Raw genomic sequence first — 14,331 nt, 5'->3', positions numbered from 1 at the left:
CCTTAAGGAATCTTGAGAACCCGGCCAATCGCCAGCTTCCGAACCTCATGGTCCTGGATTCCGTTCAGTTTTTGGATGTCCGTATGGCGCGAGCCGCTCCCGAGCAGCTTTTGGGCAATGCTCCACAGGGTGTCGCCTTTGGCAACCGTATAGGAGACGGGCTTCTTCCGGTCATCCGGCCGGTCTTCCTTCTTCACGGCTGCCGCCTTCTTATCCTTGAGCGGTACCACCTTCCTTGCCCCATAGAACACATAGCGCTTTAAGGTAATGGAGAATTCAATATCCTCCGGCGATCCGGACATCGTGTTCCAGTTGAAGCTTTCGATGGATGCCGCCATGTTGATGCCAAATGACTTCATCGCCCGCACCACATTCTTGCCGTCTGTACCGCTCAGCGGATCGGGAACAAGCCCCGTCATCACAAAACGTACCGGTCTGCGGCTCTCCATCCAGCCTTTGATGGTATTCACGTATTCCATTGGAAGTTTCAGCTTCTCATCAGACCCTAGATGGACAAAGGGATATACCCTGCCCGGGAAAAAGCTCTCAAACGAAATCTCCGTCAGCTTCGGATGCAGAATCGCATTCACTTCGCCAAGTCCCGCTACCGTATAGGATTTGCCCTCACCACTATCCTTGACTTCAATCCGCTCAGGGTTCACCGGAAATCGAAAAACCTCCTCCTGGTTATTAAAGCTCAGGAAAAATCCGTAGTCGCTCATGCTACAAATACACCCCCTCGGCACTGGACACAAACTGTTCTTCCAGCGTACGATTTATTCTTGACATGATGGTATCCAGATCGGCGCCGGAGTTGATATCCCCCGTTGTCATCTGTACAGTCGGCGTCAGGGTGATCATATTGCTGATCGCGTTCACTTCCGCCAGGTCGCGCATGACCTTCAGATCCTCGCTCGCCACGTCGACCGAATTGTCCACTTGACCGATGGAATCGATGCTGCCGCCCGCAGCGGCTACAGGAATTGGGGCACTTGACATGGCCGGCATGGAAGACATCCCGGGCATGGCCGGGGTTGGAGTTGTTTTCGGCATCGTAACATCGTAACCGGTTTTGCCTATATTGTACTGCTCCAAAAGATCCTCGTTGTTCTTGCCCGCACTCTTATCCGGCATGAAACTGTCCTTAATCGTATCCATCGAAAAATCTTCTATAAAATCCTTCCCATTTTCCTTAAAATTCGTAAAGTCCGCCTTATATTCAATCTCTGCAATTTGCTTGGTATCCACGCCAAGAACCTTGCCAAAAAAGCCAGCTACCGCATTCACACCTTTGATGATGCCGTTAATAAGATTAATTACTGTATTGACGGTGTTTTGCGCAAGATCGACGATGAAGCCGAATACGTTGCTGAATATTTGCTTAAGTCCGAGGGTTACTACTTTCCAAGCACCGAAAGCTGAAATCACAGCAATAATTAATGCGATTAAGTACATAAGAGGATTCGCATTAATAATCATATTAAGAATTCTCATCGCACCAGCCTGGATGCTGGTTGCTGCTGTTAAGAGACTGGTCTTCACAGCTGCAGCCATTTGAGCGGCACCATAGCCCAATGCAGCGATTTTCCCGTATAAAAATCCTGCGTTAAGTATAGCTAATAAAACACCTACAAAAGTAAAAACAGGCATTAATCCAATCAAGATGTTAATTAAATTCCAAATGACTATCCCGACTCCTGTAATTGTACCTTTGATAAACTCCCAAGCCGGAGGAACCAATTGCGATACCCACAAGAAACCCTCAGCAATTACAGCTAATCCAATGGATATAGCGTCAATGAAAGGTTGAAAAGTTCCGTTTTCAAAAGCTGCATTTAACATATCCAGAATTGGGATAATTGCGGCTAAAGCCCCACCTCCCATCTGAACAAAAGAATCGTTAACGGATCCCATTAATTCCTTCCACTTATTAACAGGCGAATTTAACATGGCATCCATAGCTTCTTGTGTCATGCCTGATTTTTGAAGAAGCTTGTCCATGGACGAAAGAAACGCAGTAAAATTCCCCTTAGATGATGCGATCTCCGCATTGAAACTTTTAATCTGCGAATCAGGAATATTAAAATTCTTAGCTAAGGCGCTAGTATCACCTTGCATCGCACTCATAATTGCTGCAGTTGCATCTTTCGAGCTTTTGTTACCAGAGGAGAGTACGCTCATCCGATCAGCAAAACCGTTTAATTGTGAAATTTGATCTGAGTTTTTAGTCATCGACATGAATGATAGTGCATTGTTTAATGATTCGTTAACATCAACTCCGGTTTTCAATGCGTTCTGTTTCACATTCTCCAATATGGCTGAACCGACCTCAGCATTGCCAGTCTTGACTTTAAATAAGTCTTCCATTGCTTGTTCTTTGGCTGCTGGAACAATCGTCATCTTGGCAACAAAATCGGCTGCCTTATAAACAGATTTGAACAATTTAAAAGCATTTCCGAGCTTCCCGGCTTTCTTCCCTCCTTCTTCAATTCTTTGATTCAGCTGTTCCTGTTCTTGCACTGCTTTGGAAATTTGGTTTACGGTCTGCTGGAAGCTGTTTTCGAACTGCACCAGCTGATTCACAATCATATCATTAGCCATATTATTCAAATAGGACAACGCATCCTTTACACTCGCCATTCCTTCACCCCCTTCTTCTACAACCTATCTCCGCTTCCGTACCCGCTCGCGCTTCTCCTTCTCCACCCGCATCGAGATCATGGCATAGATGGCGGCCCGTTCCCGGACCGTCATCGCCATGAGCTGGTGAGGAAGGATGTGCAGTTCATGGAGGGCGTAGTACGCATAGTTCGCGTCACCGTCGCCCTCTTTGATTAGTTTTTTACGTCGTCTACCAGATCGTTCATATCCCGATCAAAACCGTTCAGGGCTTGCACCCGCTCACCAAGCGCGGCGAACTCGCCGGGCAGCAGCATTTTGCGGAGCAGGGATTCTGCACCAAGCACGCCGTAGGATTTTTGCAGCTCGCTGTTTTTCAGATCCGGGTAAATAACGCTCGATACCATCAACTTCGCCATATAGTCATTCGGGTCGATTTCCGGCGTGAATACGCCGTTCTTGCCCTTGACCTTACGGGTAGCGGCTTTGCGGCACTCCTGGTTCTCTTCCTCCGTGATGCTGCGCAGCTTCCAAGGTACGGGGCTCCCCTCAGCATCCTTAAAACGAACAGAGACCACGAATTCCTCCGTGATCTCCGCAGACGACTGTCCAGCAAAAAACATACTAAAATCGCTCATATTCCTTCCTCCTCATTCATGTTAAGTATTAGGCCAATGGGTTAAACGGCGTCTCAATTCGCACATTCTCAAACGTGAAAGCCACTTCTTCCTCCAGCGCCTCCGCTTCGGTGTCGAGGGATGCCATAATCACGCTGTCCAGGTTGACGCCTTCCAAAATCACCGTCTGACGCCCCGTTGACGAGCCCGGATCCTCATTACGCACTTCGATCATGAAGTAGGCGTCTTTGCCGGTCTGGATGTATTCCATCATCAGCTCGCGGAAGAGCGAAGTCACGTAATAGATGGTCATCGTACCGCTGCCCTTCCAGCCAATGGCTTTGTGCTGCACGGCGCGTTGGCCCATCGTTTTCAGCTCGGCTTTTTCCTTCTCCACCGTAGCTTCCAGTGTTTTAATGTAGAACATTTCCTCCATACGCTCGCCAATTTTGACGAATGCCTTGCCCTCTTGCCCGGAAATCGTGTCGTTTGCCCGCAAAAATGCCATCTTAGACCACCTTCACTTTCATGTATACTTTTTCAATTGCATCCACTGGCTGTACCTTGATATCCACAAACAGCACATCGCCTTCTGTACCCGGCGTCACCACAATATCCTCGTTTGCATCGAAATTCTGGATTGCTCCGATATTCTGCAAAGACGCAAAATACGCAGCACATTCCGCCCAGAACAGAGTCCGTCCATCCACGTTGTTGTCTACTTTCCCGATATAAGACTTCTCAAAAATCAGCTTCAGGTCATTTGCAATGCCATCCAGCACGCGGACCACTCGGTTTTTGGAAAAATGGCGCTGTTTCGCCGGTTCAATCGAAGTAAAGCTGTTAATATCCTGCTCGACCACGGCTTTGCCGCCGCTGTAGCTGAACAGGAACTCGCCCTTCGTGAGCGCCGCTTCAATCTCCGTATGGCTCAGGCGAACATCGGTATCCACCGCTTCGTCGTACGCTGCATACGTGAGCGATTCGTTAACAGCTGCCGCAGCCGTAGCACCAGTAACCCAAGCAACGGCTTTTACTTTATCTACAACGGTCCCGTCGGTGAGAACAACACCATTTTTCACGCTAATGATGCCTTCATAATCCGCAGCAGGGTAATCAGACAATACAGCTTGCACCTTCTTGCCTTCTGACTCGCGAAGACGCTTGACAAAGGCGGTATACAGGGACTTGAGCGTTGGATCTTCAGACAACAGACCTACGGTCTGGAAGTCTTGGACCTCAAGCCCGGCAAGAAAATCCACATGGTCTTGGTTGGTTACGGTGCCGTTCGCGCCGCCTGTGAGAGCAAACCCAGCCGTTGCAGTTAGATCACCGGTATCCGGTGCGAAGGCTACGTACAAGTTCGGTTCCAGTTCGGCCGCACTAGCTACAAGCTGCTTGTCCACAGCTTTGCCGCTCAGCAGCGTACTGACCACAAACTTCCCGGGATCATCCACCGCGTTCTCAACAACGATCTGGATGTCATTCCCACGTTCGCCGCCGTAAAGAGCAGTCGCTTTCAGTCCGGCAACCGAACCAGTTGCTTGTACGCCGCTATTCAAGCGGTACAGCAGGAGTGTGCCAGCACGCTTGAGGGTTTCTTTTACCGAAAGCAGCTGCGGTGCCGTGATATCATAACCCAGCACCTCGACCAGATTGGTACCTGGTTTGATCGTCAGAATCTTTTGGGGTTCTCCCCATGGAAGGGACAAGCCCATTGCGGCAATCCCCCTTTCACCTACGCGCCCGATCGGCTGCTCCTGCGATGAGATTTGGGTGTATACGCCTGGTCTTACTTTGTTGGGTGTTGTCCATGTTCCTCCGGCCATTTAAATGACCTCCTTTTTCAAAAATGTAGTCATCTGGTCCTTTGCTTGCTGAACGGTGTACGCCTTGCCCTCTTCGAGAATGGCGCTCAGCACATCCTTCTCGCGATTGTTGAATTGATTGGACTGTGCCAGCTGAAACTTGTTGAATGTTGGTACCGTTTCTTTTTTACTCATTTCAATTCGCCTCCCTGTTTCAATGTTTGCATCTTGGTTTCCGTTTCGACCTGATCGGTCGTCATCTGAATGACATACTCTGCGCGAAAATATCCTTCTCCCGCTGCCCCGTCATTCCCCGTGGGTCGCTCCCACGCCACTGCCGATGCCCGGCATGGTCGGCCGCTGACATCCAGGGATGTCAGGCTCTCCAGCATCGTGTCCATGATCGCGGACACTGGCTTTCCAGCAACCGGAACGTAATGGATCCTGAAACGAAAACGAGCCGCATATCGATGGGTCGATATCGGCTCGAACTCGGCTAGGGTTAGCTCGGTTTGGAAGTATGGGGCTGGAGGTAGTAGGGCGGCATCCTCTTTGGAGATGAGGGGGATGTCGGTGAAATTCGTTTGTAAGACGCTTTTCAGAGAAGCTTGCATCTCCTGAACAATCATACTTTATGTTCCTCTCTTTAACTGGGATGTCTATCGAGTAAACTCTAGACGGCGAAGTTGACATTCATTGAACAATCATATCACTGAGAAAAGGTTTCTTTCCATTAAACTCTGCATGCAACGGAGAGAGGCCAAGTAGAATTTTCTAACTGAGCTTTGCTCGTTTCAAGCAGGCATTCAACGGGTGGGGTTTGACGTTTTAAGATCACTTTAGCCCTTGGAGACAGGGTTGACTGGACCAATTTTATCAGGTACTGCAACTCAAACGATGTCAACTTCCCATTTCAGATGAAGTGAAATCTCGTCGTGAAAGAACAATCTTATATATTTTTTTATAATAATTCATGTTCTCTTTTTATTTAAATCAATAGTGGTTATTTCCACAGTGTTATAGATGAGCTTACCCGTTTCTTTGTTTTCAAAAATGGTCTGTCCCTATCTTACATATAAGTCTCCCTCCCTATGCCCATGCTCTTACAAAGACGTTATACCAAGGCGCTGTCTGTGCATTATAGACCCTAAAAGATGATGTCAAGAATTTCCCATCGGCTACATCGCCGGGATAATACGGGGTTCCGTCACCCTTACGTATTGACATAAACCCACCGTCTGAGATGGATGAAATCGGCGCCTGGCTCGCAGGCCTCCCTCCGTATGGGAAGACAAAAATTGTGGTAGTGTAGACTACCTGTTGATCACCGCCGGAAAGGGAAGAAGTTACAGTAACAATTCGAGGTAGGAACCCTGTATTAAATGTGAGGTGTCCAGAAGCTGCTATGGTTCCTAGATTAGCTTCATAATAATCCTTCCCCGTTTTAATCTGCGATATCTTATTCGCCAATACTGCAAACTCGTCGCCACCTGATGCTGGTACTCCCTTGCCAGTAATAGCGGCAGCGACCGAAGTCTTTCCATTACTGACATTTGTAAAAAGCTCGTTGATAGCTGCAACTGTATTGTCCTTATTGATCGTTTTCAGTTCAGACAAATTACCCAAAGTATTCTTTAAAGCTATTTGGCTTACCGTCGATGTATCAAGCTCTTGCAAGGTGATTCCCTTTGCCATGTGTGTTCATCTCCCTCTACAAAATATCATTAAGATCTTGCGGTGCACTATACCCAGTCTCTCCTTAAGCTTGCCAGTATTTTTTAGTGCATCGAGCATAGACAAAAAGATTATCGCCATTGGTGTTTACAATCCGCATGATAATCCGCACAGGTCCATTCAAGTTAAAGTTTGCGGGAATGGTAGGACCCACAGGAATATAGGCTCCTTGATCCGCGCTGCCCGAAATAGAGACGGATCTTGTGGGGTAGTAGATTATGAGCGGACTCAGGGTAAACGTAATGTCGTACGTCAAAGATTGTGGTTCCCCATATAGTGCTTGAAATTCCATATTATTCGAATCTTTGAGGATGATGTGAATTTTGCATGCTACATTTTGCACTCTCCATGTCCATTCACCTGTCCCGGACATGCTGAACAGGTTAACACCTGCCGGGATCGTATACATCAAGGTATCGTAGGTTCCGGGGTATCTACCATCCCCATTATTGATGTCGAAAGCCCCTGTAGCGGGCATTGCTGGATATAGGCTTCCTGCAATCCCTCCGATACTTGTACCCGCCCGAATATTACCCGCGATGAGATGCGGCTCGGCTGCCGTTACCCAGGTTAACCCGTTATAATAACCTCCGGGTGGCTTGATGAAATACCGATCACCCGCCCACACCGTTTTATCAATACCTGGCATATGCTCATTTTGGGCGCTCCGGTCCGGCATGCTTCCGTTAAATGGGCCGTTAGAATTAGAAGCGCTTCTTCCAACCAAAAGGTCTACTTCCGTAGCATTTCCCGTCGCCCGAATAACTGCCGCAATCTTCGGTATGAGTTGCGCCCATGTCTCACTAGTGGATGCCGGTACTCCGATGGCAACAAGCGCGGCAACCACTTCCGCTTTTCGCTCATTGCCAGCTTGAAAAGCCCCGTCTAGTTGATCTTGCAGCCCATTTACTCGATTGATCGGGACAGAATCCATCGCCAGCACTGCACCATTGATCGCGCCCTCCGGGCCGATTGGAACGTTTTTCAGGACTACCATCGTCACCTCAGACGTTGAGGCCACGCCGGAAAGAAGAGTGATCTTCGCCCTCTGACTGACTTCCCCAGCAGCGTTTCGGACTGTGTTGGTCACGGTGTATTGTGTCGGGTCCAGAGCAGCCCGATTAATTGCTACTAGCAAGGTGTCAGTGTCAGCGTCGAAAAGGTCAAGCGGGATCTCGAATACCTTCTGATTATCGGCTGTGGCCGTCACCAATAGCGGGTAGCTGACCAGCTTCGGGATGCCTGTTTCCGTGACCAGGCTAATCTGTTGGTCGGTGTATGATTTCGCCTGAAGAGCAGCATCCTTCACCGCTTTCTCCGTAGCCGCCACATTCTCCCTCGTACCATTTGTGGCGCTGGAGAGCTGCACAATCCCCTTCTCCGTCAACGAAGCGTCTGGAACTTTAATATTCCCCACCGCCTCATCAACCTTATCCCAGTTCTCATTCAGCATCGTCTCGATGTTAAAGGTCTCATTGCCATCCACCATCGGGTCTTTTTTCAATAGTCCTAAATTCGGTGTGTTACTGGACAACTCAAACACCTCCTGCAAATTTGTTTAATGGCGTCTGCCCCAGTTCACCCAGGGTCATCACATCATGAATATCGTGTATGAGCAAGTAGTTGAACACATACGCCACCGCCAGATGCGCCGGCTTGATCTCCTCGATTGCGGCCTTCAAGTCCTCCAGATTCGGCGGGATGCCGAGCGTATCCACGAACTTGACGGTAAAGCCCCATGCCTCTGGCTGAAAAAAAACCTCGACCTTACCGCCGTCATAAGCCTCCGCCACATTTTTTACAAGCGCACCGGAGAAGGTTCCTGCTCCGCGCAGCTTGGACTCCAGCACCGCCCGCCGCTGCTCGATTGGCTTGTTCCGGTCGGTGGGAATGCCCAGCTCCATTTCCCAGTGTGCCAGCCCCCAGGTGGCTGTACGGACAAAAAACTGGTCCGCCGCTGAATTCAGCGCTTGATAAAGCGCGTCCAGCTCGCTGCCCTTGGCATCCATATCGGATAACATGACGCGCGAGGTCTCGTAATAGGCCGGGAGATAAGAAAACAGCTCGCGACCGCGCAAGCTGTTCATTCGGACATTATTCACTTACGCTCACCGTCCCCAGCACCGCTACCTGACCGGAGCCAATTTCAATATTTTGCTGCTCGCTGTGGCCGTTAATCGTCAAATCCGAGTAGTCCACAATAATCGGAATATCCAGCAGTACAGCGGCAATTCTCGTGTAACGAACCAACGGATCTTTCCTGTTAAAAGCGATCTGCTGTAAATATGAACGAACACCGTCCTCAATCAGCTTACGGATTTCATCCATCGTCGAGGGCTGCTCCTGCGTGCGCTGCACTTTGACGGAAATATTTATCGCTACTTCCGCCGCGGGCATCACCGTGATAACCGGACCTGCCGGGGCAACGCCTTCCCCCTGCCCATCCTGGGACGGGTCAATGTGCCCCTGAACGGCATCCACGATATCCTGGCTTGCCGCACGCTTGTCCGTATCCAGAAGATATAGCCCGACCGTGCCGGGCCCTTGCCACAGCGGCGCCACTTCCACACCGCCAACGCCGGCAATCTCATTGGCCCACAGCATATACTGCGCTTTGTTGCCGCTGGTCCCCTGACTGCGAACCTTGGCGTAAAAACGCTCCAGCAGCGACTGGTCGCTTTCGGTATCCGTCCCGCTCCGCGTGGGTTCCGGGTTGGTAACCGATGTTACGCCGCTGACCGACGTCATCATAAGCTGAATGACGCCTGCCGGAACATTCCCGCTGCTGCCCGGTGTAACGGCTCGAATCGGCGCCGTGCCGGTACCCAAGTCACCCAGCGTAACGCCGGATATCGTCACATATTCCACCGAGGACTCCCCGGAACCTTCATCGGCCGGTGTTGCTACATAAGTTCCGGCAGGCACCGTTGTCCCCGGTTTTCCCGTAAACACAACACTACCGGACGAAGCGACCGCTTCTCGTCTCGTGATCCCATGTTCTGCTGTCCTCAGATCGAGTTCGGCTGACCGGATCTCCGGACGATCACTTGCCACGGTGCTTGCAAAGCCGCGCCGCAGCAGCTCCTGCGCCCACAAGGCCGCCTCGGACAGCATAAATGCCACCGGTGCCTGCGCATCCCAGATAAAAGAGCCCTCCGACTTGTCGATGTCCGAAGGCACTTGATTCAGCATGCGGTTCATAATATTTTCTTCCGTCTGATCCTGCAAATATAACGGCAAGTCTGCCATCAGATCACCACGCTTTCTATAATTTCCGTTTCATCCCGGACACTCGTAATACGGCAGCTGAAACGGCAAGCTTCTCCTTCCCAGACAAAAAGAAATTGGTCCACGCTCTCCGTCCGCGCATCTGCCAGCAGCGTCTCAGTCACCATGCGCTGAATTTCACTTTCCAGCAAGGCACGGTCGTAGCCTTTGCCGACCAGCTCCTCCAGCTCGCTGCCGTAATCCCGCGTATAGATCAGATGACGGTAACGCGGCGTACGAATCGCTTTTTCACACCAGATGACCCAGGCTTCCTTCTCGTCCGCAACCGGAATCTTCCGGGTGGGTGTCATAATAAACTCGCCAGCTTCAAAATCATACCGCCAGCTCCGTCCAAAAACAGCCCCGGCTCCCTCCAGCACCTCCGGATCCGTGGCATCACTCCAGATCATGTCATCACTTTCCGGAAATAAATTAGCCACCGCTGCTCACCACCTTGCACACGACCACCACGTCATTGCCGCTGTTGACCCGAACGGCGAGCACACGATCCCCCGGCTTCAAGCCTTTTCCCAATTGAAAAAGGGTGTCTTCCATTTCATGCTCTTCCACATCGAACGTCATATCCTGCTGCTGGCCCCCCAGATTCGCGCTGCCAGCAGCCGTATAACGGGGTAAGGACAACAAGCCCGGCAGCTCCGCCACCATATAGTCCTGCAGCTCATGCTTGAAATCATCCAGCTTGAGTCCTGTCGAGGTTATCGTGCCAAGCACGGCCCCCACGCCGCCCACGGCTTGACGAGTTTGCTTGTTTAATGAGGCATACAGGGAGGACGCCAGTTGTCCATAGGGGTCTTTATTCAAGGTAAAACCTCCTTTTTACATCGTCGTAACTCCCCAGCTCCAGCATCATGTTACCGGGGCTGCCCAGCTCTCGACTGACGGAAATGACGAGCAGCCTCATCGAACCGAGCATCACCGCATCACCGGCGCGAATCGTATTGATGTCGGGTGCATTGAGGGAAATGGTCTCCCGAATTCCTCTCAATTTATTTCGAGCCAGCTGGCGGGCAGCCGCAGGCGACTTCACTTCATCATCTTGAATAATGGCCTGGAGCTGGCCATATTTAGCGATATCTTTTTCCTCAATCGCCATCACCTTGGACGGAACCTCTTGTCCCGTCTCACTTGCGGCCGTTGCCAGCACCTTGACCTTGGTCGCCGCACCCTCCAGCGTCCGCGATTGCGTGGTATCGGCTAAAGCCTCCAGGATATACACATCTCGATTCGTTCCAAGCTCATACAGCTCCAGCCCGGAAGAGATCATTCTCGGGTGGTACAGCTTGCCGCCGGCTTTGGCCGTTTCCCGCAGATCAGCGAACATACTTGCGTAGATCGACTGCGTGCGGTAAACGGAACGTCCCAACTGCTTCTCGGTATCCGGCAAAACCGCAATTTTCAGGTTCCAGTCGGCTGCGTACTTTTTGAACCGCTGGGTGGCCGTCTGCTTCGCCGGGAACAGGTACTCATCCTCTGATTTGTCCAGATAGACCGTACGGTCGTACAGTGTGAGGGTCATTCGCTTCACCCCGTTATTCGAAGTTTCCACTTCCCACACGACAGCCGGGTGCAGCAGGGGGACATAATCCTTCTTGCCGTAAGGAATTCCGCTGATACGGATTGCCATTCCCGGCGAGATCGGCGGCATATCCGGCGTTACGACCAGATTGACGGTCCCCTGATAGGCAACTTGTTCAAGCGAATCCCGCAGATGGATAGCTTCTACTAAGGGAGATAAATCGTACTGATCCTGCAAAATCACCTTGTAACTCATGACAACACCAGCTTCTGTCCAGGCTTGATGGCGTTCGGATCTTTACCGATCATCTTCTGGTTCAGCTTGTAGATCTGGTTCCATTTTGAGCTGTCCCCGAGCTCCAGCTTGGCGATTTTGGAGAGTGAGTCCCCTGACTTCACAATGTAGGTTTTGTTCTTTTCCTTCATGTCTGCCCGAGGCTTTTTATTCGCTCCCGCTGCCCCGCTGCTGCCCGCTGTTTTGGCTACCTTCATATCGCTCCAGGTCCGAAGCGTGATATCAAAATACACATCCCCGACCTCGCCGCCACGGAACGTGGACTGATGGGAAGCAACATACACCGGCACATTCACCGCCGTCTCGGTAATGACGAACTGCAGCGGCGTTTTATACGCCAGAAACTCGTTAAGTTTATTCATCGCGGTTTGGGGTTTAATATGATCCTTCTTATCCCCCTTGCAGAATGCTGCATCATACTCTTGCGGGAAAAATGAAGAAAACGAAATCTCCTTGATCCGATTGCCCTGGGGAAAATCAAACTCTCCATAGTTAAGAATCGTGGCCGTTTCCAGGCCCTTTTGCCGTGAAATGGTCACCTCTTCGGGATTAACCGGGAATATGAACGTCATGCCCTTTCCATTCTTCAAAAGAAACTCCACCTTGGGCCCCTCCTTTCTGTATGGATGCGTTCCGCCCCTTTCATGCCTGTCATTATCGATTATCCTCAATAGGCCATCGGGGTCGGCTTCCGGTTCTGCGCCGCCTTGCTGAATTCGGCTCTCAGCCTCTGCCCAATCAGAAGGATCAAGCCTTCGACATCGACAGGGTGTTCCTCATGAACCGTAACCTGCACCGCACCTGGAGGAAGATTGTAGTTGACGGTTGTCTCCGTTTTGAAGTCCATCAGCAAGCCGGATATGGTGCTCATCTGGTCCGGACTAATCTGAACGGACTGCGGGGACGTTGGCTTCCCGGCAAAAGCCTGGTTCTGGGCAGCACTTGCAGGCGGCCCAAAAGTACTCATGCTTGCAGCATGACTAGGCGGCACATAGGAACCATACATCGGATTCAGAGCTGGGTTCGGCAGCAGCGGCTTGTTGAAATCAGCCGGCGCTGGTTTCGGAATGATGGGAGCCGGAAGAGCAGTCACGTTGGAATTAGGAGGCGGCGACTTTGGAGCCTCCTTCGGCTTGACTGCTTCCTCGTCTTTTTTTCCAAAGGAAAACGTCTTGGAGAACCATGCCGATACCTTCTCCTTGCTCTCATTAAACTTTTCGCTGATGCCCGTTATGGCACCGCCTACCTTCTCGCCAACAAAACTTCCAACGGTGCCGCCGAGCGTCGATCCAATCAAGGTCCCTGCAACCGGGATCACGGAGCCGACAATTCCGCCAATTGTGCTTCCAATGCCGCCGCCAACGGCAGAGCCCATGGCTTGATTGCGCTCTTTCCCTGGTTTAGCGGTAGCGATTGCGGCCGCATCGGCTATATATCCTAACGGACCAAGGGCCCGTTTACCAAGACCCTTCATTAAACCGGAGCCTAGGCCGTTTTTGCCGGCATTTTTCACTGCGTTTGCTGCGCTGCCATCGGCCGCCTGTTTTACGGCGTCTGACCCTGCACCCGTCTTGCTAGCACCTGCCAAACCTCCGGAAACGATGCCGCTGGCACCACCGCCGCCGAACATATCCTTGGCAAAATCTGAGGCCTTCTTAAGTAATTCCACTGCCCCCTTTCCCGTTGATCCAACGTTTTCTATAAAGTCCCCTGTTTTTTCAGCTCTGTTAAAAGCCTTGCCCCACTTCGTTAAAGGTTTCTCCGCTTGTTCAGTTTTGGGAACAGCAGCCGTGTTTTGATTCGCCTGACGCCCCCTATTTCTGGAGCCTACCCTTCGTTCTTTGTTGACCTCAGCGGGCTTGTTATCAGCAGGTTTATCTTTACTCCAGGCCTCGCGCATCTTCTGGTGTTTATCTTTCATTTGGCCCGTGCCACGCATAGTGGAACCAACCAACGCTACGTTCCCCAATATACCTATCGCCGTATCCCAACCAGATTTTTTCCCGCTCCCGCCTGCGGGCTTTATCGCCCCAAGCGAACTCGTAAGCTGAATCACAGCCTCCGTATTCGCCTTCAAGGCATCGATCATGGGAGTAAAATCAAGCCCCGATGCCCGCAAATCCACCATAACACTCGCCTGGATTTGCTTCTGCACGCTTAAGTTCAGATTGGTATCGATCTGCTTCTGCACGTTCAGCTTCACATTGGCCGAGGCCTGGATCACCTGCGACTTCACCCGCTGCATCTTGGCAAGCAGGTTATCCAGCCCTTTCGAGGCGCTGTCCTTCAGCACGATTTCAGGCGCCATGCGGGTGCGCCCGATTCGCATGACGCGTCCCTGGATCCGCTCAAAATAACGCTCCATCGCCCGCAGCTCGCGGTTGGCCTTGATCACGTTTTTCGGATCGATGACCAGATTCATGCGGTAGTTCATGGCTTCAGCCATTTCATTTCA

At 51.1% G+C, this 14,331-nt stretch carries 16 protein-coding genes; all 16 read right to left on the bottom strand.

All coding sequences use genetic code 11. The features are described from left to right. Window positions 1-2: 2 nt before the first annotated feature. A complete protein-coding gene (locus M2277_RS20305; RefSeq protein WP_280755441.1) occupies window positions 3-722 on the bottom strand; it encodes a LysM peptidoglycan-binding domain-containing protein in 720 nt (239 codons plus the stop codon). Between the two features lies 1 nt (window position 723). Continuing rightward, window positions 724-2,640, bottom strand: a complete 1,917-nt coding sequence (locus M2277_RS20300; protein ID WP_280755440.1) for a phage tail tape measure protein — start codon at window positions 2,638-2,640, stop codon at window positions 724-726. 194 nt (window positions 2,641-2,834) lie between these two features. Continuing rightward, the gene (locus M2277_RS20295) at window positions 2,835-3,257 is read right to left on the bottom strand and encodes a phage tail assembly chaperone (RefSeq protein WP_006212528.1); all 423 of its coding nucleotides are present in this window, start codon (window positions 3,255-3,257) and stop codon (window positions 2,835-2,837) included. Between the two features lie 28 nt (window positions 3,258-3,285). Then, on the bottom strand, window positions 3,286-3,744 hold the full coding sequence (locus M2277_RS20290; protein WP_006212529.1) for a phage tail tube protein: 459 nt from the start codon (window positions 3,742-3,744) through the stop codon (window positions 3,286-3,288). A 1-nt stretch (window position 3,745) separates the two neighbouring features. Continuing rightward, entirely contained in the window at window positions 3,746-5,065 is a 1,320-nt protein-coding gene (locus M2277_RS20285) for a phage tail sheath family protein (protein WP_280755439.1), read from the bottom strand. After that, window positions 5,066-5,239, bottom strand: a complete 174-nt coding sequence (locus M2277_RS20280; RefSeq protein ID WP_172963904.1) for a hypothetical protein — start codon at window positions 5,237-5,239, stop codon at window positions 5,066-5,068. Further along, on the bottom strand, window positions 5,236-5,658 hold the full coding sequence (locus tag M2277_RS20275) for a phage tail terminator family protein (RefSeq protein WP_280755438.1): 423 nt from the start codon (window positions 5,656-5,658) through the stop codon (window positions 5,236-5,238). The genes M2277_RS20280 and M2277_RS20275 overlap by 4 nt, the downstream gene beginning before the upstream one ends. Before the next feature lie 475 nt (window positions 5,659-6,133). Then, on the bottom strand, window positions 6,134-6,739 hold the full coding sequence (locus M2277_RS20270; protein WP_280755437.1) for a hypothetical protein: 606 nt from the start codon (window positions 6,737-6,739) through the stop codon (window positions 6,134-6,136). Between the two features lie 64 nt (window positions 6,740-6,803). Beyond that, window positions 6,804-8,312 carry a phage tail protein gene (locus M2277_RS20265; protein WP_280755436.1) on the bottom strand — a complete coding sequence of 503 codons (1,509 nt, stop codon included), beginning with the start codon at window positions 8,310-8,312 and terminating at the stop codon, window positions 6,804-6,806. A gap of 1 nt (window position 8,313) precedes the next feature. Next, complete coding sequence (locus M2277_RS20260) at window positions 8,314-8,880, bottom strand: YmfQ family protein (protein WP_280755435.1); 567 nt, start codon at window positions 8,878-8,880, stop codon at window positions 8,314-8,316. Continuing rightward, on the bottom strand, window positions 8,873-10,027 hold the full coding sequence (locus M2277_RS20255; RefSeq protein WP_280755434.1) for a baseplate J/gp47 family protein: 1,155 nt from the start codon (window positions 10,025-10,027) through the stop codon (window positions 8,873-8,875). Before M2277_RS20255 ends, M2277_RS20260 begins: the two co-directional genes overlap by 8 nt. After that, on the bottom strand, window positions 10,027-10,485 hold the full coding sequence (locus M2277_RS20250; protein WP_280755433.1) for a DUF2634 domain-containing protein: 459 nt from the start codon (window positions 10,483-10,485) through the stop codon (window positions 10,027-10,029). The genes M2277_RS20255 and M2277_RS20250 overlap by 1 nt, the downstream gene beginning before the upstream one ends. Beyond that, on the bottom strand, window positions 10,478-10,867 hold the full coding sequence (locus M2277_RS20245) for a hypothetical protein (RefSeq protein WP_006212539.1): 390 nt from the start codon (window positions 10,865-10,867) through the stop codon (window positions 10,478-10,480). The genes M2277_RS20250 and M2277_RS20245 overlap by 8 nt, the downstream gene beginning before the upstream one ends. After that, window positions 10,860-11,837, bottom strand: a complete 978-nt coding sequence (locus M2277_RS20240; RefSeq protein ID WP_280755432.1) for an XkdQ/YqbQ family protein — start codon at window positions 11,835-11,837, stop codon at window positions 10,860-10,862. The genes M2277_RS20245 and M2277_RS20240 overlap by 8 nt, the downstream gene beginning before the upstream one ends. Beyond that, window positions 11,834-12,478, bottom strand: coding sequence for a LysM peptidoglycan-binding domain-containing protein (locus M2277_RS20235; RefSeq protein WP_006212541.1), 645 nt, complete (start codon window positions 12,476-12,478; stop codon window positions 11,834-11,836). Before M2277_RS20235 ends, M2277_RS20240 begins: the two co-directional genes overlap by 4 nt. Before the next feature lie 65 nt (window positions 12,479-12,543). Continuing rightward, window positions 12,544-14,322: a hypothetical protein gene (locus M2277_RS20230; RefSeq protein WP_280755431.1), complete on the bottom strand. Its 1,779-nt coding sequence runs from the start codon at window positions 14,320-14,322 to the stop codon at window positions 12,544-12,546. Window positions 14,323-14,331: the final 9 nt, after the last annotated feature.

The sequence above is a fragment of the Paenibacillus sp. LBL genome, from assembly GCF_029893715.1.
GTDB lineage: Bacteria > Bacillota > Bacilli > Paenibacillales > Paenibacillaceae > Paenibacillus_AQ > Paenibacillus_AQ glucanolyticus.
Note: the sequence above shows the minus strand (reverse complement) of the source record. Positions and strands in the feature narration are given on the sequence as shown.

What these genes read in the sequence shown, in the direction of transcription:
- M2277_RS20240 (WP_280755432.1), bottom strand. Translation starts at nt 11,837, where the DNA reads ATGAGTTACAAGGTGATTTTGCAGGATCAGTACGATTTATCTCCCTTA.
- M2277_RS20255 (WP_280755434.1), bottom strand. Translation starts at nt 10,027, where the DNA reads ATGGCAGACTTGCCGTTATATTTGCAGGATCAGACGGAAGAAAATATT.
- M2277_RS20230 (WP_280755431.1), bottom strand. Translation starts at nt 14,322, where the DNA reads ATGGCTGAAGCCATGAACTACCGCATGAATCTGGTCATCGATCCGAAA.
- M2277_RS20295 (WP_006212528.1), bottom strand. Translation starts at nt 3,257, where the DNA reads ATGAGCGATTTTAGTATGTTTTTTGCTGGACAGTCGTCTGCGGAGATC.
- M2277_RS20285 (WP_280755439.1), bottom strand. Translation starts at nt 5,065, where the DNA reads ATGGCCGGAGGAACATGGACAACACCCAACAAAGTAAGACCAGGCGTA.
- M2277_RS20275 (WP_280755438.1), bottom strand. Translation starts at nt 5,658, where the DNA reads ATGCAAGCTTCTCTGAAAAGCGTCTTACAAACGAATTTCACCGACATC.
- M2277_RS20270 (WP_280755437.1), bottom strand. Translation starts at nt 6,739, where the DNA reads ATGGCAAAGGGAATCACCTTGCAAGAGCTTGATACATCGACGGTAAGC.
- M2277_RS20280 (WP_172963904.1), bottom strand. Translation starts at nt 5,239, where the DNA reads ATGAGTAAAAAAGAAACGGTACCAACATTCAACAAGTTTCAGCTGGCA.
- M2277_RS20305 (WP_280755441.1), bottom strand. Translation starts at nt 722, where the DNA reads ATGAGCGACTACGGATTTTTCCTGAGCTTTAATAACCAGGAGGAGGTT.
- M2277_RS20300 (WP_280755440.1), bottom strand. Translation starts at nt 2,640, where the DNA reads ATGGCGAGTGTAAAGGATGCGTTGTCCTATTTGAATAATATGGCTAAT.
- M2277_RS20290 (WP_006212529.1), bottom strand. Translation starts at nt 3,744, where the DNA reads ATGGCATTTTTGCGGGCAAACGACACGATTTCCGGGCAAGAGGGCAAG.